Annotated in this window: 17 protein-coding genes and 1 pseudogene; 10 read left to right on the top strand and 8 right to left on the bottom strand. The window is 72.6% G+C overall.

From position 1 onward, the window contains the following. The first annotated feature begins 181 nt into the window (after nucleotides 1-181). Nucleotides 182-2,158 carry a Xaa-Pro dipeptidyl-peptidase gene (locus tag IO36_RS09470; protein WP_037618047.1) on the top strand — a complete coding sequence of 659 codons (1,977 nt, stop codon included), beginning with the start codon at nucleotides 182-184 and terminating at the stop codon, nucleotides 2,156-2,158. A 68-nt stretch (nucleotides 2,159-2,226) separates the two neighbouring features. Here IO36_RS09470 and IO36_RS09465 read toward each other — a convergent pair whose 3' ends face one another. Continuing rightward, entirely contained in the window at nucleotides 2,227-3,189 is a 963-nt protein-coding gene (locus tag IO36_RS09465) for an FAD-dependent oxidoreductase (protein ID WP_037618607.1), read from the bottom strand. A 66-nt stretch (nucleotides 3,190-3,255) separates the two neighbouring features. Between IO36_RS09465 and IO36_RS09460 the strand changes: the two are divergent. Continuing rightward, a pseudogene (locus IO36_RS09460) lies at nucleotides 3,256-3,756 on the top strand (oxidoreductase); the annotation flags it as partial. A gap of 249 nt (nucleotides 3,757-4,005) precedes the next feature. Then, complete coding sequence (locus IO36_RS09455; RefSeq protein ID WP_037618045.1) at nucleotides 4,006-5,646, top strand: ABC-F family ATP-binding cassette domain-containing protein; 1,641 nt, start codon at nucleotides 4,006-4,008, stop codon at nucleotides 5,644-5,646. Between the two features lie 87 nt (nucleotides 5,647-5,733). On the opposite strand, the gene IO36_RS09450 is transcribed toward IO36_RS09455, so the two are convergent. Both IO36_RS09450 and IO36_RS09445 read right to left on the bottom strand, forming a co-directional pair. Next, nucleotides 5,734-8,145 carry a Tex family protein gene (locus IO36_RS09450; protein ID WP_037618044.1) on the bottom strand — a complete coding sequence of 804 codons (2,412 nt, stop codon included), beginning with the start codon at nucleotides 8,143-8,145 and terminating at the stop codon, nucleotides 5,734-5,736. Between the two features lie 193 nt (nucleotides 8,146-8,338). Then, a complete protein-coding gene (locus IO36_RS09445) occupies nucleotides 8,339-9,205 on the bottom strand; it encodes an SCO6745 family protein (RefSeq protein ID WP_037618042.1) in 867 nt (288 codons plus the stop codon). 112 nt (nucleotides 9,206-9,317) lie between these two features. On the opposite strand from IO36_RS09445, the gene IO36_RS09440 reads away from it, so the two are divergent. Next, nucleotides 9,318-10,271 (top strand): GlxA family transcriptional regulator, encoded by a 954-nt coding sequence (locus IO36_RS09440; RefSeq protein ID WP_037618040.1) that lies wholly within the window; start codon nucleotides 9,318-9,320, stop codon nucleotides 10,269-10,271. Nucleotides 10,272-10,504: 233 nt separating this feature from the next. Further along, nucleotides 10,505-11,140 carry a DJ-1/PfpI family protein gene (locus IO36_RS09435; RefSeq protein WP_037618038.1) on the top strand — a complete coding sequence of 212 codons (636 nt, stop codon included), beginning with the start codon at nucleotides 10,505-10,507 and terminating at the stop codon, nucleotides 11,138-11,140. Between the two features lie 49 nt (nucleotides 11,141-11,189). On the opposite strand, the gene IO36_RS09430 is transcribed toward IO36_RS09435, so the two are convergent. After that, nucleotides 11,190-11,933 carry an enoyl-CoA hydratase/isomerase family protein gene (locus IO36_RS09430; protein WP_037618035.1) on the bottom strand — a complete coding sequence of 248 codons (744 nt, stop codon included), beginning with the start codon at nucleotides 11,931-11,933 and terminating at the stop codon, nucleotides 11,190-11,192. Nucleotides 11,934-12,242: 309 nt separating this feature from the next. On the opposite strand from IO36_RS09430, the gene IO36_RS09425 reads away from it, so the two are divergent. Continuing rightward, nucleotides 12,243-12,743 (top strand): ATP-binding protein, encoded by a 501-nt coding sequence (locus tag IO36_RS09425; protein ID WP_051900264.1) that lies wholly within the window; start codon nucleotides 12,243-12,245, stop codon nucleotides 12,741-12,743. Nucleotides 12,744-12,759: 16 nt separating this feature from the next. Here the strand turns inward: IO36_RS09425 and idi are convergent, their stop codons facing one another. The 4 genes from idi to galE all read right to left on the bottom strand — a co-directional run bounded on the left by idi (nucleotide 12,760) and on the right by galE (nucleotide 15,730). Beyond that, nucleotides 12,760-13,353 carry an isopentenyl-diphosphate Delta-isomerase gene (idi, locus tag IO36_RS09420; protein ID WP_037618030.1) on the bottom strand — a complete coding sequence of 198 codons (594 nt, stop codon included), beginning with the start codon at nucleotides 13,351-13,353 and terminating at the stop codon, nucleotides 12,760-12,762. A gap of 122 nt (nucleotides 13,354-13,475) precedes the next feature. Next, nucleotides 13,476-13,679: a hypothetical protein gene (locus IO36_RS09415; protein WP_051900191.1), complete on the bottom strand. Its 204-nt coding sequence runs from the start codon at nucleotides 13,677-13,679 to the stop codon at nucleotides 13,476-13,478. Next, the gene (locus IO36_RS09410; protein WP_037618029.1) at nucleotides 13,676-14,614 is read right to left on the bottom strand and encodes a cation diffusion facilitator family transporter; all 939 of its coding nucleotides are present in this window, start codon (nucleotides 14,612-14,614) and stop codon (nucleotides 13,676-13,678) included. Before IO36_RS09410 ends, IO36_RS09415 begins: the two co-directional genes overlap by 4 nt. A gap of 135 nt (nucleotides 14,615-14,749) precedes the next feature. Further along, nucleotides 14,750-15,730 (bottom strand): UDP-glucose 4-epimerase GalE, encoded by a 981-nt coding sequence (galE, locus tag IO36_RS09405; protein WP_037618027.1) that lies wholly within the window; start codon nucleotides 15,728-15,730, stop codon nucleotides 14,750-14,752. Nucleotides 15,731-16,049: 319 nt separating this feature from the next. On the opposite strand from galE, the gene IO36_RS09400 reads away from it, so the two are divergent. Genes IO36_RS09400 through IO36_RS09385 form a run of 4 tightly spaced genes read left to right on the top strand, consistent with a single transcriptional unit; the run spans nucleotide 16,050 to nucleotide 20,401 of the window. After that, on the top strand, nucleotides 16,050-17,846 hold the full coding sequence (locus IO36_RS09400; RefSeq protein ID WP_037618599.1) for a DUF5941 domain-containing protein: 1,797 nt from the start codon (nucleotides 16,050-16,052) through the stop codon (nucleotides 17,844-17,846). Further along, nucleotides 17,843-18,595, top strand: a complete 753-nt coding sequence (locus IO36_RS09395; RefSeq protein ID WP_037618025.1) for a phosphocholine cytidylyltransferase family protein — start codon at nucleotides 17,843-17,845, stop codon at nucleotides 18,593-18,595. Before IO36_RS09400 ends, IO36_RS09395 begins: the two co-directional genes overlap by 4 nt. Beyond that, on the top strand, nucleotides 18,583-19,644 hold the full coding sequence (locus tag IO36_RS09390) for an iron-containing alcohol dehydrogenase family protein (protein ID WP_037618023.1): 1,062 nt from the start codon (nucleotides 18,583-18,585) through the stop codon (nucleotides 19,642-19,644). The genes IO36_RS09395 and IO36_RS09390 overlap by 13 nt, the downstream gene beginning before the upstream one ends. After that, on the top strand, nucleotides 19,622-20,401 hold the full coding sequence (locus tag IO36_RS09385) for a CDP-alcohol phosphatidyltransferase family protein (RefSeq protein WP_078943080.1): 780 nt from the start codon (nucleotides 19,622-19,624) through the stop codon (nucleotides 20,399-20,401). Before IO36_RS09390 ends, IO36_RS09385 begins: the two co-directional genes overlap by 23 nt. Nucleotides 20,402-20,425: the final 24 nt, after the last annotated feature.

Below are 20,425 nucleotides of genomic sequence, written 5' to 3'. Positions count from 1 at the left end.
TCAAGCTCCAAGTCGTCGGGGCGTGAAGTCGGTCCGGAGCCTATTCAGTCCCTCTGGTCCCGGTCATGTCCACGGCCACCCCTGTCACACGATCGCCATTCGGCCGACATGAGCCCTCCCGTCCCGAGGGCCCGTCAGAGACCCCCTGTCGCAGGTGAGTTGAGCGGGGTACGGTCCGCGCATGCCGAAATCAGTGAGCCGCACGCGCTTCATGATCTGGAGATCGCTCGCGACGGCGGCCGTCGCCGCCCTGATGGCCGCGTTCCTCGTCCCGGCCGCCGCACACGGCGCCCCGAGGGAGAGCGCCCCGGTCTACTCGTACGCGAACGCGATCCGTGAGTCCGTCTGGGTCGACACCGGACTCGACGGTGACGGCGACGGACACCGCGACCGCGTCGCCGTCGACATCGTCCGGCCCCGCGAACCCGCCCAGCGGGGCCGCAGGATCCCGGTGATCATGGACGCCAGCCCGTACTACTCCTGCTGCGGGCGCGGCAACGAGAGCCAGAAGAAGACGTACGACGCGGACGGCCATGTCGTAGGGATGCCGCTGTTCTACGACAACTACTTCGTGCCGCGCGGCTACGCCTTCGTCGGCGTCGACCTCGCCGGCACCAACCGCTCCGACGGCTGCGTCGACGTGGGCGGCCGCTCCGACATCCGCTCGGCCAAGGCGGTCATCGACTGGCTGAACGGCCGCGCCCGGGGATACACCAGCCGCACCGGCACCACCGCCGCCCGGGCCACCGGGTGGACGAACGGCAGGACCGGGATGATCGGCAAGAGCTGGGACGGCACCATCGCCAACGGGGTCGCCGCGACCGGCGTCGAGGGCCTGAAGACCATCGTGCCGATCAGCGCCATCTCCTCCTGGTACGACTACTACTTCGCCCAGGGCGCCCCGCTCTACGACTCCGGCCCCGACTGGCTCTCCGGCTACGTCGACAGCCCCGACGCCCGCGCCCGGTGCGCGGCGGTGCAGCGGAAGCTGGTCGACGGCGCGCCGCGCACCGGCGACTGGACGCCGCTGTGGACCGAGCGCGACTACGTCAAGGACGCCTCCAAGGTGAGGGCCAGCGTCTTCCTCGTACACGGCATGCAGGACCTCAACGTGCGCACCAAGAACTTCGGCCAGTGGTGGGACGCCCTCGCCCGGAACGGGGTCGAGCGCAAGATCTGGCTCTCCGAGACCGGCCACGTCGACCCCTTCGACTTCCGCCGCGCCGCCTGGGTCGAGGCGCTGCACCGCTGGTTCGACCACGAACTCCTCGGCTACGACAACGGCATCGACCGCGAGCCGATGGCCGACGTCGAACGCCACCCCGACCGGTGGACCACCTCCGCCGTCTGGCCGCCCCGCACCACCGCCACCACCACCCTGCGCCCCGCCAAGGGCGCGGGGCCCGGTGTCGGCACCCTCGGGCTCGGCCACCGGTCCGGAACCGAGACCTTCACCGACGACCCGGCCCGAGGCGAGACCGACTGGGCCGCGGACATCGACCGGTCCACTCCGGACAAGGCCGGCTTCACCACCGGGGCGCTCACCCAAGACCTGCGACTGTCCGGCTCCTCCACGGTGACGGTCACCGCGACGCCGACCACCGCCGCCGCTCATCTGTCCGCGGTGCTCGTCGACCTCGGCCCGGACACCGTCCGCGACTACGCGGGACCGGGCGAGGGCATCGGCACCCTCACCGACCGCACCTGCTGGGGCGCGAGCACGGCCGGCGACAGCTCCTGCTACAAGGTGACCGAGGCGGCCACGACCGACGTCGGCGCCACCGTCGTCAGCCGTGGCTGGGCCGACCTCGGCCACTACGGCTGGGGCAAGGGGGGCAAGGGCGTCGCGCTCACCCCGGGGAAGGCGTACACGATCACCCTGGACCTGGCGGCCACGGACCACGTGGTCCCGAAGGGGCACCGGCTCGCGCTGATCGTCGCGGGCACCGACAAGGACCTCATCGATCCTCCGGCCGGCACCCCGGCCCTGACCCTCGACCTGTCCCGCACCTCGGCCAGGGTGCCCCTGGTGGGCGGCGCGAAGGCGTTCGAGCGGGCGACCAGGGGCGCCACGGCGGCCCCGGCCGCTTCGCCCTCCGAACTCGAAGGCGCCCGGGCCCCGCGCACCCCGCTCCGGGTCCCCGGAGAGGATCGCTGATCCGCTGATCCGCTGACCGCGACCCGCCGACCCGATCTCCGGTCATCCGCCCTCCCCGCGGACGGAGTTCAGACCGAGGCGGCCGGATCCACCAGTCCGGCCGCCTCGCGCGCGCATCCCCACGCCACGGTGACCCCGGCGCCCCCGTGCCCGTAGTTGTGCACCAGCACCCCGCCGTCCGGCCGCATCTCGCGTTCCAGCCGGACCGTCTCGCGCACCGGCCGCAGCCCCACGAGATGCCCCAGCACCCGTGCCCCGGCGACCTCGGGACGCAGTGCCGCGCACCGCTCGACGATCCGCTTCGCCGCCTCCGGCTCGGGAACGCGCGACCAGTCGTCGTCGTCCGTCGTGCCGCCGAGGACCACCCGGTCCGGGTGTGGGAAGACGTACGTCGTCGTCCCGGCCGCCGGGTCCGTCGAGACGATCCACTCGTGGACCCCGGGGTTCTCGACGATCACGAGCTGCCCGCGCACGGGCCGTACGGCCGGGTCCGGGACGAGATCGCGGGCGCCCAGGCCCGCGCAGTTCACCACGACCGGCGCGTCCGCCTCCGCGAGATCGCGCACCGCGCGTTCCTCGACCGTCCCGCCCGCCCGCAGGAACCGCTCCCGCAGATGGCGCAGATGCATGGGCATGTCGATCAACGGCAGGCACGCCCGCAACGCGGTCCCCGGGTACTCCCCGGCCGCCGCCGCGCGCAGTCCGGGCACCCGCGCCGCCCACGGACCGAGTTCGTCCAGCCGCGTCTCGCCCATGACCCCCTCGACCAGGCGTACGCCACTGTCCTCGGGCCGGGCCGCCAGCTCCTCGTACACACCGAGCGAATCGAGGGCCCACGCGCGGGCCGACTCCTTCGGCGCGATGCGGTACGGCCACCACAGCGCGCCCGCAACGGCCGAGGTGGTCCGCTCGGCGGGCTCCCGTGTCCACATCCGCACCCGCCGGCCGGCCTCGGCGAGCACCACGGCCGTCGTCAGGCCGATCACCCCGCCGCCGACCACGATCACATCCGTGCTTCCGGGCTTCTCCATGCCCGGACGGTAGCCGAACACGCGACGGCGGCGTCCGGTCGCTCCCCGTGCGGGGATACTCGCGGCATGTCCTCCGAGTACGCCACGTTCGGCCTGACACCGGCGATGCGTGCCGGTGGGGTCCTCGCGAACGGTGACTACCAAGTGCACCCGGACTTCGTCGACTTCGCCGTCGACGGGCGTCCGCTGCTGTTCCTGCTCTCCGACCTCGACGCGGTCTCCCCGCTCGCCTCCGACGTGCCGCCCGCCATCTTCGTCGCGCAGGTGCGCGCCCTCCTGCTGGAGGGCGGGGCTCCGCCGGAAGGCGGCCGGCACGTCATCTACGGCTGCCCCGAGTGCGAGAGCGTCGAATGCGGCGTCGTCACCGCGCTCGTCGAACGGGACGGGGACGACTACGTCTGGCGGGACTTCGTCTGGCAGACCGGTGAACAGCCCGACCCGGAGCGCAACGGCTACCACGGCGTGGGGCCGTTCCGCTTCCGCGGCCCCGAGTACCGCGGCGCGCTGCACGCCCTGCTCGACGGTGCCGTGGGCAGGCGCCGCCGGGTCCTGCTGATCGGCGCCCGGGGCGTCCCCCCGGCCCGCACACCCAAAAGCGCCCCGGCGGAACCGACGGCCCACCGGGGGGCCGCCGACCGCGCCGATCGGCGGTGAGGGCGTGCAGGTGGGCGGTGCGGGCGTGCCGAACGGCGGTGCGAGCGAGCCGACGGGTGGTGCGAGTGTGCCGAACGACGGTGAGGGCGTGCGGACGGGCGGTACGGGCGTGCCGGTCGGCGGTGAGCGGGGCTCCGGCGGGCCGTTAAAATCGGCCCCCTGATGACTGCCACCCTCGTCGCCAAGAACCTCACCGCCGGACACGGCGACCGCGCGCTGTTCGCCGGACTCGACCTCGTCGTCGCGCCCGGCGATGTGATCGGGCTCGTCGGCGCCAACGGCGCGGGCAAGTCCACGCTGCTGCGGCTGCTCGCCGGCCTGCTCGCCCCGGAACAGGGCGAACTGCGGCTCTCCCCGCCCTCCGCGACCGTCGGGCACCTGCCCCAGGAACCGGAGCGCCGGGAGGGCGAGACCGTCCGCGAGTTCCTCGCGCGCCGCACGGGCGTCGACGAGGCCCAGCGGGTCATGGACGCGGCGACCCAGGCCCTCGTCGACGGAGCGCCCGGCGCCGACGACGCCTACGCGACGAGCCTGGAGCGCTGGCTCGACCTCGGCGGCGCCGACCTGGACGAGCGCGCCGAGGAAATCGCCGACTCCCTGGGGCTCGGGGTCGGCCTCGACCAGCAGATGACCTCCCTGTCCGGCGGCCAGGCGGCCCGGGCCGGACTCGCCTCGCTGCTGCTCTCCCGCTACGACGTCTTCCTCCTCGACGAGCCCACCAACGACCTCGACCTGGACGGTCTGGAGCGGCTCGAACGCTTCGTCTCCGGGCTGCGCGCCGGTACCGTCGTCGTCAGCCACGACCGCGAGTTCCTCACCCGCACGGTCACCAAAGTCCTCGAACTCGACCTGGCACAGCAGCAGATCACGCTGTACGGCGGCGGCTACGAGGCCTATCTGGAGGAGCGCGACACCGCCCGCCGGCACGCGCGCGAGGACTACGAGGAGTACTCCGACAAGCGCTCCGCCCTCGAAGGCCGCGCCCAGATGCAGCGGGGCTGGATGGACAAGGGCGTCAAGAACGCGCGGCGCAAGGCGGGCAACGACAACGACAAGATCGGCCGCAAGTTCCGCAGCGAGGCCAGCGAGAAGCAGGCCGCCAAGGCCCGGCAGACGCAGCGCATGATCGAGCGCCTCGACGTCGTCGAGGAGCCCCGCAAGGAGTGGGAGCTGCGCATGGAGATCGCGGCGGCCCCGCGGTCGGGCGCGGTGGTCGCGACGCTGCGCGACGCGGAGGTGCGGCGCGGGGACTTCACCTTCGGTCCGGCGACCCTCCAGATCGACTGGGCGGACCGGGTCGCGGTCACCGGCGCGAACGGCGCCGGCAAGTCGACCCTGCTGGGCGCGCTGCTCGGCCGGGTGCCGCTGTCGGCCGGGCACGCCACGCTCGGCTCCGGTGTGGTCGTCGGCGAGGTGGACCAGGCCCGCAAGCTCTTCCACGGCTCCGAGTCCCTGCTGGAGGCGTTCGGCGCGGCCGTCCCGGACTTGGAGCCCGCGGACGTCCGTACGCTGCTGGCCAAGTTCGGGCTGAAGGCGGACCACGTCCTGCGCTCGGCGGCGACCCTCTCCCCGGGCGAGCGGACCCGCTCCGCGCTGGCCCTGCTGCAGGGCCGCGGAGTCAACCTGCTGGTGCTCGACGAGCCGACGAACCATCTCGACCTGCCGGCGATCGAGCAGCTGGAGTCGGCCCTGGACTCCTACGAGGGCACGCTCCTGCTGGTCACCCACGACCGCCGCATGCTGGACGCGGTCCGCACGACCCGCCGCCTGGAGGTGGCGGACGGCAAGGTCACGGAGCACTGACCTTCCCGGCCGTACGAGTGGACCGAGCCCCCGGGCCGGAACGGAAAGGGGCGGCCACCGAATCGGTGGCCGCCCCTTTTGGCTACGTCACTTCCGTCCCCGCTCGGGGCCGGTCAGACCCGCCCGCCTGAGGGCGTCGGCCATCGCGCTGTTCGCCGGCGCCGGAGCCTGCCGGGAGCCGCCCCCGCCGCCTCCGCCGTTCCCAGCACCGCCGTTCCCCGCACCGCCGCGGCCCTGCCGCTGCTGGCCGCGCTGCTGGGGTGGCCGTCCGCCCCGCTGCCGGTCACGACCGCCGCCGCCCTCGGCCGCCGGGGCCGCCGCCTCGTCGTCCAGGCGCAGCGTCAGCGAGATCCGCTTGCGCGGGATGTCGATGTCCAGCACCTTCACCTTGACGATGTCACCGGGCTTCACGACGTCCCGCGGGTCCTTGACGAAGGTCCGGGACATCGCCGAGACGTGCACGAGCCCGTCCTGGTGGACGCCGATGTCCACGAACGCGCCGAACGCGGCCACGTTCGTGACGACCCCCTCCAGGACCATCCCGGCCGCCACGTCGGAGATCTTCTCGACGCCCTCCTTGAAGGTGGCCGTCTTGAAGGCGGGCCGCGGGTCGCGCCCCGGCTTCTCCAGTTCCCTGAGGATGTCGGTGACGGTCGGCAGACCGAAGGTCTCGTCGACGAAGTCGGCCGGCCGCAGCGAGCGCAGCACACTCGTGTTGCCGATCAGCGAGGCCACCTCGTTGCCCGCCGTCTTCACCATCCGCCGCACCACGGGGTACGCCTCGGGGTGCACGCTGGACGCGTCCAGCGGGTCGCTGCCGCCCCGGATCCGCAGGAAGCCCGCGCACTGCTCGTAGGCCTTGGGGCCGAGCCGGGCCACCTTCTTGAGCGACGTACGGGAGGTGAAGGGCCCGTTGGCGTCGCGGTGCGCCACGATGTTCTCGGCGAGGCCGGAGGTGATGCCGGAGACCCGGGCCAGCAGCGGGGCCGAGGCGGTGTTCACGTCCACGCCCACGCCGTTCACACAGTCCTCGACGACCGCGTCGAGCGAACGGGACAGCTTCACCTCGGACAGGTCGTGCTGGTACTGGCCGACACCGATGGACTTCGGGTCGATCTTCACCAGCTCGGCCAGCGGGTCCTGGAGCCGGCGCGCGATGGAGACGGCGCCGCGCAGCGACACGTCCATGTCGGGCAGCTCCTGCGAGGCGAACGCGGACGCCGAGTACACCGACGCGCCCGCCTCGGACACCATCACCTTGGTGAGCTTCAGCTCCGGGTGCTTCGTGATCAGCTCACCGGCGAGCTTGTCGGTCTCGCGGGAGGCCGTGCCGTTGCCGATCGCGACCAGCTCGACCGCGTGCTCCTTCGCGAGCCGGGCGAGCTTCGCGATGGCCTCGTCCCACCGGTTGGCCGGGACGTGCGGGTGGATGACGTCCGTGGCGACGACCTTGCCGGTCGCGTCGACGACGGCGACCTTCACCCCGGTACGGAAACCGGGGTCCAGGCCCAGCGTCGCGCGCGTGCCCGCCGGGGCGGCGAGCAGCAGGTCCCGCAGGTTCGCCGCGAAGACGTTCACCGCCTCGTCCTCGGCGGCGGTGCGCAGCCGCAGCCGCACGTCGATGCCGAGGTGCACCAGGATGCGCGTGCGCCAGGCCCAGCGGGCGGTGTCCGTCAGCCACTTGTCGCCGGGACGGCCGCGGTCGGCGATCCCGAAGCGGTGGGCGACGATCCCCTCGTACGAGGACGGTCCCTCGGTGGGCTCCTCGGGCTCCAGGACGAGATCGAGGACCTCCTCCTTCTCGCCGCGCAGCATGGCGAGGATCCGGTGCGAGGGCAGCGCCTTGAAGGGCTCGGCGAAGTCGAAGTAGTCGGAGAACTTGGCGCCGGCCTCCTCCTTGCCGTCGCGTACCTTGGCGGCGAGGCGTCCGCGCACCCACATGCGCTCGCGCAGCTCGCCGATCAGGTCGGCGTCCTCGGAGAACCGCTCGGTGAGGATCGCCCGGGCGCCGTCCAGGGCGGCCTGCGGGTCGGCGACGCCCTTGTCGGCGTCGACGAAGGCCGCCGCCGCGGCGACGGGGTCCACGGACGGGTCGCCGAGCAGGCCCTCGGCCAGCGGTTCGAGGCCGGCCTCGCGCGCGATCTGCGCCTTGGTGCGCCGCTTGGGCTTGAACGGCAGATAGATGTCCTCGAGACGCGCCTTCGTCTCGGCGCCCCTGAGCTGCGCCTCCAGCTCCGCGGTGAGCTTGCCCTGCTCGCGCACCGAGTCGAGGATGGCGGTGCGCCGGTCCTCCAGCTCCCGCAGATAGCGCAGCCGCTCCTCGAGGGTGCGCAGCTGCGCATCGTCGAGCATCTCGGTCGCTTCCTTGCGGTAGCGGGCGATGAAGGGCACCGTCGAACCGCCGTCGAGCAAGTCGACGGCCGCCTTGACCTGCCGTTCCCGCACGCCGAGTTCCTCGGCGATCCTGCCTTCGATGGACCCTACGAGGGGTGTCGTCACGATCCCGTACCGCCTTCTCCACTGAGGTTGCGCGGCAATTGTGGCAGGTGACGCCGACAACGGGGGCTCAGGGCGGCACTCCGGGGGCCGCGCGCCGCGCCCCGGCCCGGTCGGGCGGGTGGGGCCCGCGGGGTGCGCGGCCGGGTGGCACGGGGGGTGCTCGGCCCGGTGGCGCCGGGTGCGGCCGGGGCGCTCAGCCCTTGCCGAGCATGCCCTCGGGGAACGCCCCGGCGGCGAACGCCCTCATCAGCAGGCCCTTCGCGATCTCGGTGAGCCGTTCGACCCCGGCGGCGCCCAGGTGCTCGTAAGGGGCACGGTCGAGACGGTCCGTGCGGTCCTCGATGTCCCGGCGCAGCTCCGTGCCGGCCACGGTCAGCTCGCCGTCCGCGTCGAGCAGTCCGCGCTCGCGCAGCCGCCCGGACGCCGCCTCCCAGTCGGCCCGGGACCAGCCGCGGGTGCCGAGGACCCACTGGGGCACCATCCCCTTGCCGGTCGCGGTGTGGCTCACCAGGGCCTCCACGGGGTCGAGTCCGGCGTCGAGGAGGACCGCGAGGTGGCCGTCGCCCCGGTGCTCGCGCAGCAGCGTGGCCGCGTGCCAGAGCGCCAGGTGCGGGGCCTCGGGGACGGGAAGGTCCGCGTGGGCGGCGTACAGGGGACGGGCGGCGCGGGAGCAGGCCTCGGCCGCGCGCAGGGCGAGCTTCGCGGCCTCGGCCACCTCCCCGGAGGCGAGGACGTCCTCGCCGAGCAGCCGCCCGAGCGTCGCGTCCACGGCACGCAGCCGTGCCGCGAGCACCGTCTCCGGCGACGCGGTTTGCCACACCGCGGGCACGTGCCCCGCGACGAGCTCGTGCCGGAAGTTGAAGAACGCGGCCGTGACCGTGCCGGCGCCGACCGCGCCCAGCGCGGCGGCCCGTACCGCGAAGTACGCGGTCCGCTCGTTCCCGACCCCGACCGCGGCCATTTCACGGCCCAGGTCGGGCGAGAAGTAGTGCGTCGAGTGCAGCGGATTGAGCACGTTGTGGCAGCGGCGGCCGGCGTGCTCCGGCAGGGGGAGGGTCATGGCCGGCACCTTACCGACTGGTCGGTACGGCGGGAACCGCAGGACCCCGGATGGCAGGAAAGGTGGGGATCCCGTCATTGCGGCCATCCGCGCGCCGGCCGAGAATCGAGGCATGCGAACGGTCCTGATCGTCCTCTTCGACGGCGTGCAGAGCCTCGACGTCACCGGCCCCCTCGAAGTGTTCGCGGGCGCGGAAACCTACCGCGGCGGTTCGTACGAGATCCGTACGGCCTCCCTGGACGGTGGCCGGGTCCGGTCCTCCAGCGGCCTGGTCCTCGTCCCGGACGGAGCCCTGGCCGACGCTCCGGAAGCGCACACCCTGCTCGTCCCCGGCGGCAGCGGGACACGGCGCCCGGATCCCGGCCTGATCGCTTGGCTGCGGGACCGGGGCCCGCGCGCCGAGCGCCTGGTCTCGGTGTGCACCGGCGCGGGTCTGCTCGCGGCGGCGGGACTGCTCGACGGCCGGCGCGCGACGACCCACTGGGCCCACTGCGAACGGCTCGCCCGCGACCACCCGGCGGTCACGGTCGACCCCGACCCGATCTACGTCCGCGACGGGAACGTGTCCACCTCGGCGGGCGTCACCTCCGGGATCGATCTGGCGCTGGCCCTCGTCGAGGAGGACCTGGGCCGTGACGCCGCCCTCACCATCGCCCGCCATCTCGTCGTCTTCCTCCGACGGCCGGGCAACCAGGCCCAGTTCAGCGCCCAGCTCGCCGCCCAGACCGCGCGGCGCGAACCGCTGCGCGAGGTCCAGCGGTGGATCTCGGAGCACCCCGGCGACGATCTGAGCGTCGAGTCCCTCGCGGTCCGCGCCGCTCTCTCGCCGCGCCACTTCGCCCGTGCCTTCCGGACGGAGACGGGCATGACGCCCGGCCGGTACGTCGAACGGGTACGGCTCGAACACGCCCGTCGCCTTCTGGAGGACACCGCCGACGGCATCGAGGAGGTCTCCCGGGCCAGCGGCTACGGCACCCCCGAGGCCATGCGCCGCGCCTTCGTGAAACTCCTCGGCTCGGCACCGGCGGAGTACCGGCGCCGCTTCCGGCCCGCCGCCACCGCCTGAGCCCCTTCCCGCGAAGACCCGGGGCCCATGCGCTCGGGCGGACTCTCCCTCCGGCCGGCGACTGCTCCAGGCCGACGCGCCCTCCGACGGACGCGCCCTCCGACCGGCGGCTGCTCCAGGCCGACGCGCCCTCCGACCGATGCTCCCTCCGGCAGGCGACCGCCCCGGCCGGCGATCCCGCCCCTCCCTCGCTTCCCGTCCCCCTCCAGCCCACCTTCAGCGAAAGGCCCCCGATGCAGATCGCCATCCTCCTCTTCGACCGCTTCACCGCCCTGGACGCCGTGGGCCCGTACGAGACGCTCGGCCGGCTGCCGGACGCGGACACCGTCTTCGTCGCCGAGCGCACCGGACCGGTCCGCTCCGACACCGGGCGGCTGGCCCTGACGGCGGACCGGAGCCTCGCCGAGGTCCCGGGCCCGGACATCCTGGTCGTACCCGGAGGGCCGGGCCAGAGCGACCAGATGGACAACCGGGTGCTGCTCGACTGGCTGCGGGCCGCCGACGCCACCAGCCTCTGGACGACCTCGGTGTGCACCGGTTCCCTGCTGCTCGCCGCCGCAGGGCTCCTGGACGGGCGTCGGGCGACCTCCCACTGGCTGGCCCTCGACCAGCTCGGGAGGTTCGGCGCGAAGGCCACCGGGGAGCGGGTCGTGACCGACGGCAAGTACGTCACCGCGGCCGGTGTCTCCTCCGGCATCGACATGGGGCTCACGCTGCTCGGCCGGATCGCCGGGGACGAACACGCCCAGGCGGTCCAGCTGTTGACCGAGTACGACCCCCAGCCGCCCTACGACGCCGGGTCCCCGCGGAAGGCGCCGGCGCACCTCGTCGAGGAGTTCCGGAGCAAGAGCCGCTTCCTGCTGACGTAACCGCGGACTCCGGGCACCGGCCACCGGGCGGGGAACGCCCGGTGAGCGCTCAGGGGGCCCAGGTGAACTGAGGCTGCCGGCGCTCCAGGAAGGCGGCGACGCCCTCGGCGGTGTCGCCGCCCGCGCGGGCCTGCTCGGTCCAGTGCGCGTCGCGGTCGGTGCGCCCGTTCACGAACTCCTTCGCCGCCGCCTGCGTCAGCAGCGAGCGCGCCGCCAGGACGCGGGTGAACTCCGCGACCCGCTTGTCGAGTTCGCCCTCGGGCAGCACCTCGTCCACGAGACCTGTCCGCAAGGCCCGCTCGGTGTCGATCAACTCGCCCGAGAACAGCAGGTACTTGGCAGCCGACGGACCCACCAGGGCCGCCAGCCTCCGGGTGGAGGAGGCCGGGTAGACGATGCCGAGCTTCGCGGGGGTCACCCCGAACAGCGCGCCCTCCTGGGCGAAGCGCAGATCGCAGGCGGCGGCGAGCTGGGACCCGCCGCCCACGCAGTAGCCACGGATCGCGGCGAGCGTCGGCTTGGGGAACGCGGCGAGGGCCTCCTCGGCGAGCACCGCGAGGCCCTGCGCCTCGTCCGGGGACTCCCGCAGCGTCGAGATGTCCGCCCCGGCGCAGAACGTGCCGCCCTCGCCGGTCAGGACGAGCGCGTGCACGTCGGCGCGCGCCCCCAGGACGTCCAGCAGCGGCGGCAGCGCCCGCCACATCGGCGTCGTCATGGCGTTCCGCTTCGCGGGGTGATGGATGACGACGGTGGCGACTCCGTCGCCGACGTGGTGCAACAGCTGCGGCTCCATACGCCGGATGCTATCCGCACCGGCCGGCCGCACTCCGATCATGGTCGCGCACCGTCCCGGACCGCTCCGCGGGGCGCCGGAGCGGCGGTGAACGGACGGTGTCGGCGAAGGGGCAAACCCGTACAACCCGAAGAGTTTCGGAAGCCGACATGAATGCGACAAGAGCGGTCGTAGAGCTGTCTTTTTCTTTCATCAGCGATCAGAAATCGGCGATAATTGCTGACTTCTGTTCAGTCAACCGGTACGGACCGGCGCATTACCAACACTCGACGTGTGGTGACAATCGAGCGCAAGGGCGGCGACCGGACGATGGAGAACCTCGGGCGGGGGTCCGACCCGAGCCCCGAAGGCGGAGTGGCGACTCCCGACGTCAGATCGCCGGAACCGCTGCCGTACGAGGGGGTGTGGCGGTTCACCGCCGCCGCCGTCGACGCCTCCGTGCCGCAGGCGCGGCACGCCGTCCGTGATCTGCTGGTCTGCCAGGCGGTGCCGGTCTCGGACGATGTCGTTCAGGGACTGTTGTTGATCGTCTCCGAACTGGTCACGAACGCCGTCAAGCACGCGGCACTTCTGTCGCCGATGCTCGCCGTCGAGGTCGCGGTCGGCGCCGACTGGGTCCGGGTGTCCGTCGAGGACGACCACCCCTACCGGCCGACCGCGCTGGAGGCCGACCACGGGCAGACCGGAGGCCGGGGCCTGCTGCTCGTGCGCGAGGTGACCAGGGAGTTCGGCGGCGGGTGCGACGTCGAGTACACCGCGGGCGGCGGCAAGGTGATCTGGGCCGCCCTGCCGCTCGCCCCGGGCCTCTGAGCGTCCGGCGGCGCCGCTACCAGCCCGCGGACGGCCCCGTCAGCTCCCGCATCGCCGGACGGGCCGCGTCCAGCACCGTCATGAACCACGCCGAGAAGGGGTCCTTCGCGTGCCGCTCCGCCAGCTCGGCGGCGGTCACGAAGGCCGTCGAGCCGACCTCCTCGGGGTCGGGCCGCAGCGCCGACTGCACCATCCCGACGAAGAGGTGGTTGTACTCCTGCTCCACCAGGCCCGAGTCCGGGTCCGGGTGGTTGTAACGGACCGTGCCCGCCTCGGCGAGCAGCGTCGGGGAGACCCCGAGCTCCTCGTACGTGCGCCGGGCCGCCGCCGCGAAGGGCGCCTCGCCCGGGTAGGGGTGGCCGCAGCAGGTGTTCGACCAGACGCCGGGGGAGTGGTACTTGCCGAGCGCGCGCTGCTGCAGCAGCAGCCGGCCGTGTTCGTCGAAGAGGAACACCGAGAACGCCCTGTGCAGCTGGCCCGGGGCCTGATGGGCCGCGAGCTTCTCCGCCGTGCCGATCGTGTTGCCGTCCTCGTCGACCAGTTCCAGCAAGATCGCGTCCGCGGTGCCGTTCGACGAACTGTGCGTCGCGGTGGCAGGTGTGATCGGCATACCCATCCTTCGCATCGGTTTTCCAGCCCCAAGTCTGCCGTACGAAACCGGCACTCCCGGCACTTCGTCTCTCCGCATGTCCCGCCCCGGTGCTCCGGGGCGGGACACGCGGCGCGCGTGGGTCAGACGCCGAACGCGGCCGGATACCTGAGCGTGCCCGGCGTCACCGGCACGGAATCGTCCAGGACGAGGGCCATCAGATGTTCGGACGGCACGTCGAAACCGGCCCGGATTCCGTGTTCCGCGGCGGGTCCGAAGGCGGCGGCGGTCATCGCGTACACCTCCGCGGTGTCGGCGCCGGGGTTGCCCCGGGGGCAGAGGCTCAATGGCAGAGCTTCGCCTCGTGCTCGGCGTGGCCGCTGGGCTCCAGCTGGAACGTGCAGTGCTCGACGTCGAAGTGGACACCCAGGCAGCCCTGGAGCTCGTGCAGGATCTTCTCGTGGCCGATCGCGTTCAGGACGTCGGAGCTCACGACCACGTGCGCGGACAGCACCGGCATACCGGAGGTGATCGTCCAGGCGTGCAGGTCGTGGACGTCCTCGACGCCGTCCAGGGCGAGGATGTGAGCCCGCACCTCCGCCATGTCGACTCCCTTGGGCGCCGCCTCGAGGAGCACGTCGAGCGTCTCCTGGAGCAGCTTCCAGGCGCGCGGGACGATCATCAGGGCGATGGCGATCGAGGCGATCGGGTCCGCCGCCTGCCAGCCGGTGGTCATGATGATCACAGCGGCGATGATGACCGCGACCGAGCCCAGCGCGTCCGCGGCGACCTCCAGGAACGCGCCGCGCACGTTCAGGCTTTCCTTCTGCCCGCGCATCAGCAGCATCAGCGAGACGGAGTTGGCGACCAGGCCGAACACACCGAAGGCGATCGTCAGCCCGCCGTGGGTGTCCGCCGGGGTGATGAAGCGCTGGACCGCCTCGATCAGCACGTAGCCGCCGACGACGAACAGCAGCAGACAGTTGGCGAGCGCGGCCAGGATCTCGGCCCGCGCGTAGCCGAAGGTGCGCTTCTCGCTCGGCGGGCGCGCGGCGAAGTGGATCGCGAGCAGGGCCATCCCCAGACCGAGGGCGTCCGTCGCCATGTGCGCCGCGTCCGCGACCAGCGCGAGGGAGTCGGCGACGAGACCGCCGAAGATCTCCACGACCATGACGGTGAGCGTGATCGCCAGCGCGACGCGCAGCCTCCCGCGGTACGCGGCGGTCGCCGTTCCGGCCGGGGGCGCGCCGTGCGCGTGCCCGTGGTCGTGCCCAGCCCCCATGAAAGCCGCCTCCTGTTTTCCGCTCGGTCGTGCCAGTCAACTACGGCCGGGGGGTATCGGGCAACGCGGCACTGAACACCGTTGTCATATGCTCTGACCTGCGGAAACGATCCGCAGGTCAGAGCGTCGGCGGCATCAGGCGCCGGCGGCGCCGGGGTGGCGCAGCAGCCAGCCCCGCCAGGCCGACTCCACCATCTCGCGCACGTCGCGCCGGGCGCTCCAGCCCAGCTCCCGCTCGGCCAGGGCGGCCGAGGCGACCGCGCGCGGGGCGTCGCCGGGGCGGCGCGCCTCGACGAGGGCCGGGGTGCGGTTTCCGGTGACCTCGGCGATGAGCGTCACGAGCTCCCGCACCGAGACGCCCTCGCTGCGGCCGATGTTCACGGTCAGGTCGCCGCTCGCCCCGTCCGTCAGCCGCCGGGCCGCCGCGAGGTGCGCCTCGGCGAGGTCGGCGACGTGGATGTAGTCGCGTACGCAGGTGCCGTCCGGGGTCGGGTAGTCGTCGCCGAAGATCCGCGGGGCCTCGCCGCGGGTGAGCCGGTCGAAGACCATCGGGACGATGTTGAAGATCCCGGTGTCGGCCAGTTCCGGCGCGGAGGCGCCCGCCACGTTGAAGTAGCGCAGGCACACCGTGGAGATCCCGTGCGCCCGCCCGGCCGCCCGCACCAGCCACTCGCCGGTGAGCTTCGTCTCGCCGTAGGGGCTCATCGGGGCACAGGGGGTGTCCTCCGCGATGAGGTCCACGTCGGGATTGCCGTAGACGGCCGCAGAGGAGGAGAAGACGAACCGGCGGACGCCCGCCTCCGCCACCGCCTCCAGCAGCGTCGCGAGACCGCCCACGTTCTCCTGGTAGTAGCGCGTCGGCTGGGCCACGGACTCGCCGACCTGCTTGCGGGCGGCGAGGTGCACCACACCGGTGATCGCGTGCTCGGCCATGACCCGCTTGAGCAGATCGCCGTCGAGCGACGACCCCCGTACGAGGGGGATGCCCTCCGGAAGCCGGTCCTGGATCCCGGACGACAGGTCGTCGAGGGCGACGACGCGCTCCCCGGCCTCCGCCATCGCCCGCGCCACGTGTGCCCCGATGTATCCGGCTCCGCCTGTGATCAGCCATGTCATGGTCGGACACCCTATGCGGGTCCGCGGCCGTGTCCGGTGTGCCCCGTTCCCGGGGAAGGTGAGATGTCGCACGCGGTGCCGGGAATGTTCCGGTCCGTGCGACCGCGTTTGTGACGGGGGCCCGGGATCCCCGATGATGATCGCGGCGCGCGCCGGACAAAATCGGTTGATCGGGCCGTGAACAGGCGGTGAACGCCCGCTTCCGTTCATCCGATAGCCTCTGCCGACATGCCGCCGGGGCCGCCGCCATGAGCCGGCGGCCGTCCCACCACGCACACGCCGGACGCCAGGTCGCGCCGGCACCCAGGGAGTGAGTTCGCTGCCGACCGCCATCCTCACCGGCCAGCCGGTCCCCGGATCGTCGCTCGAAGGCGATCTGCGGTCGCTCGGCTTCGACGTGCGTCACGCGTCCGACGCGGGCGAGACCGAGACCCTGCTCGCCGCCGTACCGGCCGGCGAACGGGTCGCCGTCGTGGACGCCCGCTTCGTCGGGCACGTCCACGCCCTGCGCCTCGGCCTGACCGACCCCCGCTTCCCGGCCTCCGCCCTTCCCGGCGCCGTGTCCGTGCAGCCCGAGGCCCGGCGCGCGCTCACCCGGGCCCTGACCCGGGAGAGCGTGGCCGCCGGCAGCGGCGCGGCGGCGCCCGAGGACCTCGCCGGGCGTCTGGGCGAGGCACTGGAGGCCGACGACCTCACCGTGTACCGGCCGGAGCTCGGCACCCTCGTCGCCTCGGTCCCCGCCGATCCGCAGGAGCGCAACGGCGTCCGCCAGGCCGTCCTGGCCGTGGACGACGAGGCCGTCCGGCTGCGCAGCGCCGTCAAGGCCCGCGACGGCTTCTTCACCACGTACTGCATCAGCCCGTACTCGCGCTACATCGCCCGCTGGTGCGCCCGCCGCGGCCTGACCCCGAACCAGGTCACCACCGCCTCGCTGATCACCGCGCTGATCGCCGCGGGCTGCGCCGCCACCGGCACCCGCGCCGGCTTCGTCGCGGCCGGTGTGCTGCTGCTGTTCTCCTTCGTGCTGGACTGCACGGACGGGCAGCTCGCCCGCTACTCCCTGCAGTACTCGACGCTCGGCGCCTGGCTCGACGCGACCTTCGACCGCGCCAAGGAGTACGCCTACTACGCGGGACTGGCGCTCGGCGCGGCCCGCGGCGGCGACGACGTGTGGGCGCTCGCGCTCGGCGCGATGATCCTGCAGACCTGCCGGCACGTCGTGGACTTCTCCTTCAACGAGGCCAACCACGACGCCACGGCCAACACCAGCCCCACGGCGGCCCTCTCGGACAAGCTCGACAGCGTCGGCTGGACGGTCTGGGTGCGGCGGATGATAGTCCTGCCCATCGGCGAACGATGGGCGATGATCGCCGTCCTGACGGCGCTGACGACCCCCCGTATCACCTTCTACGCGCTGCTGGCCGGCTGCGCCTTCGCGGCCACCTACACCACGGCGGGCCGGGTCCTGCGCTCGCTGACCCGCAAGGCGAGCCGCACGGACCGTGCCGCCGGGGCCCTGGTGGACCTCACCGACTCCGGTCCGCTCGCCGAGTCCCTGACCCGTTTCGCCGGCCGGCTGCCGCGCGTCGCCCCCGCCGTGGTCGCCTTCGTCGCCGGAGCGGTCGTCGTGACATGCGCCGCACTCGCGCCGTACGGCGGCTGGCTGCCCGTGGTCGGCGCGGCCGTGTACGTCCTGCTGTCGCCGGCCGCCCTGCTCAGGCCCCTCAAGGGCGCCCTGGACTGGCTGGTCCCGCCGTTCTACCGTGCGGCCGAGTACCTCACCGTTCTGGCACTGGCGGTCAACGCCGGCATGAACGGGGTGCTTCCGGCGGCTTTCGGCCTGGTGGCCGCGGTCGCCTACCATCACTACGACACGGTGTACCGCATTCGCGGGAACGCCGGAGCCCCCCCGCACTGGCTGGTGCGGGCGATCGGCGGGCACGAAGGCAGGACGCTGCTGGTCACCGTCCTGGCCGCGCTGCTCACCGCCGCACAGTTCAAGGTCGCGCTCACGGCACTCGCCGTGGCCGTGGCGCTGCTGGTGCTCGTCGAGAGCATCCGCTTCTGGGTGTCCTCCGGGGCGCCCGCCGTACACGATGAAGGAGAACCCGCATGATCGGCCTCGTGCTGGCGGCCGGCGCCGGACGGCGTCTGCGCCCCTACACCGACAGCCTCCCGAAGGCTCTCGTGCCGGTGGGCCCCGCGGGCATAGAGGACTCCATCACGGTCCTGGACCTGACCCTCGGCAACTTCGCCGAGATCGGCCTGACCGAGGTCGGCATCATCGTCGGCTACCGCAAGGAGGCCGTCTACGACCGCAAGGCGGCCCTCGAGGAGAAGTACGGCCTCAAGATCACCCTGATCGACAACGACAAGGCCGAGGAGTGGAACAACGCCTACTCCCTGTGGTGCGGCCGTGACGCCCTCAAGGACGGCGTGATCCTCGCCAACGGCGACACCGTGCACCCGGTCTCCGTCGAGCGGACGCTGCTCGCCGCCCGCGGCGACGGCAAGAGGATCATCCTCGCCCTCGACACGGTGAAGAAGCTCGCCGACGAGGAGATGAAGGTCGTCGTGGACCCCGACAAGGGCGTCCAGAAGATCACCAAGCTGATGGACCCGTCCGAGGCCACCGGTGAGTACATCGGTGTGACCCTCATCGAGGGCGCCGCCGCGGCCGAGCTGGCCGACGCCCTGAAGACGGTGTGGGAGACCGACCCGCAGCAGTTCTACGAGCACGGCTACCAGGAACTGGTCAACCGCGGCTTCCGGATCGACGTCGCGCCGATCGGCGAGGTCAAGTGGGTCGAGATCGACAACCACGACGACCTCGCCAAGGGACGTGAGATCGCGTGCCAGTACTGACGAGGCTCATCCCCTCGCCGGTCGTCGTCGACATCCGTCCCGGTGCCCTGGACGACCTGGCGAGCGTGCTCAGCGACGAGCGCATCTCGCACTCGGGCAAGCTGGCCATCGCGGTCAGCAACGGCTCGGGCGCGCGGCTGCGCGACCGCATCGCCCCGGCGCTGCCCGGCGCCACCTGGTACGAGGTCGGCGGCGGCACGCTCGACGACGCCATCCGGCTGGCCGGCGAGATAAGGGCCGGCCACTACGACGCGGTCGTGGGCCTGGGCGGCGGCAAGATCATCGACTGTGCCAAGTTCGCCGCGGCGCGGGTCGGGCTGCCGCTGGTCGCGGTGCCCACGAACCTCGCGCACGACGGACTGTGCTCGCCGGTCGCCACGCTCGACAACGACGCGGGCCGCGGCTCCTACGGCGTGCCGAACCCGATCGCCGTGGTCATCGACCTCGACGTGATCCGGGAGGCGCCGGTCCGGTTCGTCCGGGCGGGCATCGGGGACGCCGTCTCCAACATCAACGCGATCGCGGACTGGGAGCTGTCCAACCGGGTCAAGGGCGAGAAGATCGACGGACTGGCCGCCGCCATGGCGCGCCAGGCCGGCGAGGCCGTGCTCCGGCACCCCGGCGGCGTCGGCGACAACGACTTCCTCCAGGTGCTCGCCGAGGCGCTCGTCCTCACCGGCATCGCGATGTCGATCTCCGGCGACTCCCGGCCCGCCTCCGGTTCCTGCCACGAGATCAACCACGCCTTCGACCTCCTCTTCCCGAAGCGCGCGGCGAGCCACGGCGAGCAGTGCGGTCTGGGCGCGGCCTTCGCGATGTACCTGCGCGGCGCCCACGAGGACGCGGCGTTCATGGCCGAGGTGCTGCGGCGGCACGGACTGCCGGTGCTGCCCGAGGAGATCGGCTTCACCGTGGACGAGTTCGTGCAGGTCGTGGAGTTCGCTCCGCAGACCCGGCCCGGCCGGTACACGATCCTCGAACATCTCGACCTGAAAACCCACCAGATCAAGGACATCTACTCCGACTATGCCAAGGCCATCGGTAGCTGAACTCCGCCCCGTCGTTCATCCCCCCGGGGTGAAGGACCGGCGCAGCGGTGAGCACTGGGCGGGACGCCTGTACATGCGAGAGATCTCGCTGCGCTGCGACCGCTACCTGGTGAACACCAGGATCACGCCCAACCAGCTCACGTACCTGATGACCCTCTGCGGCGTGCTCGCGGCCCCCGCCCTGCTGGTGCCGGGGATCGCGGGCGCGGTGCTCGGCGTGGTGATGGTCCAGCTGTATCTGCTGCTCGACTGCGTCGACGGCGAGATCGCGCGCTGGAAGAAGCAGTACTCCCTCGGCGGGGTCTACCTCGACCGTGTCGGCGCCTATCTGACCGACGCCGCCGTGCTCGTCGGCCTCGGTCTGCGGGCCTCCGACCTGTGGGGCGGCGGACGCGTCGACTGGCTGTGGGCCTTCCTCGGCACGCTGGCGGCCCTCGGCGCCATCCTGGTCAAGGCGGAGACCGACCTCGTCGGCGTCGCCCGCCACCAAGGTGGCCTGCCGCCGGTCAAGGAGTCCGCGTCCGAGCCCCGCTCCTCCGGCGTGGCGCTGGCCCGCCGGGCCGCCGCGGCGCTCAAGTTCCACCGGCTGATCCTCGGCATCGAGGCGTCCCTGCTGATCCTGCTGCTGGCCGTGGCCGACCAGGTCAGGGGCGACCTGTTCTTCACCCGGCTCGGCACCGCCGTGCTCGCCGCCATCGCGCTCCTGCAGACGGTGCTGCACCTGGTGTCCATTCTCGCTTCCAGCAGGCTCAAGTGAGTACGGCGACGAGGGTCGGCGCGG

Origin of the sequence: Streptomyces aureus, assembly GCF_000725495.1 — a bacterium.
Lineage (GTDB): Bacteria > Actinomycetota > Actinomycetes > Streptomycetales > Streptomycetaceae > Streptomyces > Streptomyces aureus_B.
Note: the sequence above shows the minus strand (reverse complement) of the source record. Positions and strands in the feature narration are given on the sequence as shown.

Bases quoted from the DNA above. Each gene is read 5' to 3' on its own strand.
- IO36_RS09445 (WP_037618042.1), bottom strand. From the start codon at position 9,205: ATGACCCTCCCCCTGCCGGAGCACGCCGGCCGCCGCTGCCACAACGTG.
- galE (WP_037618027.1), bottom strand. From the start codon at position 15,730: ATGACATGGCTGATCACAGGCGGAGCCGGATACATCGGGGCACACGTG.
- IO36_RS09425 (WP_051900264.1), top strand. From the start codon at position 12,243: ATGGAGAACCTCGGGCGGGGGTCCGACCCGAGCCCCGAAGGCGGAGTG.
- IO36_RS09455 (WP_037618045.1), top strand. From the start codon at position 4,006: ATGACTGCCACCCTCGTCGCCAAGAACCTCACCGCCGGACACGGCGAC.
- IO36_RS09440 (WP_037618040.1), top strand. From the start codon at position 9,318: ATGCGAACGGTCCTGATCGTCCTCTTCGACGGCGTGCAGAGCCTCGAC.
- IO36_RS09465 (WP_037618607.1), bottom strand. From the start codon at position 3,189: ATGGAGAAGCCCGGAAGCACGGATGTGATCGTGGTCGGCGGCGGGGTG.
- IO36_RS09430 (WP_037618035.1), bottom strand. From the start codon at position 11,933: ATGGAGCCGCAGCTGTTGCACCACGTCGGCGACGGAGTCGCCACCGTC.
- IO36_RS09395 (WP_037618025.1), top strand. From the start codon at position 17,843: ATGATCGGCCTCGTGCTGGCGGCCGGCGCCGGACGGCGTCTGCGCCCC.
- IO36_RS09410 (WP_037618029.1), bottom strand. From the start codon at position 14,614: ATGGGGGCTGGGCACGACCACGGGCACGCGCACGGCGCGCCCCCGGCC.
- idi (WP_037618030.1), bottom strand. From the start codon at position 13,353: ATGCCGATCACACCTGCCACCGCGACGCACAGTTCGTCGAACGGCACC.
- IO36_RS09385 (WP_078943080.1), top strand. From the start codon at position 19,622: ATGCCAAGGCCATCGGTAGCTGAACTCCGCCCCGTCGTTCATCCCCCC.
- IO36_RS09470 (WP_037618047.1), top strand. From the start codon at position 182: ATGCCGAAATCAGTGAGCCGCACGCGCTTCATGATCTGGAGATCGCTC.
- IO36_RS09435 (WP_037618038.1), top strand. From the start codon at position 10,505: ATGCAGATCGCCATCCTCCTCTTCGACCGCTTCACCGCCCTGGACGCC.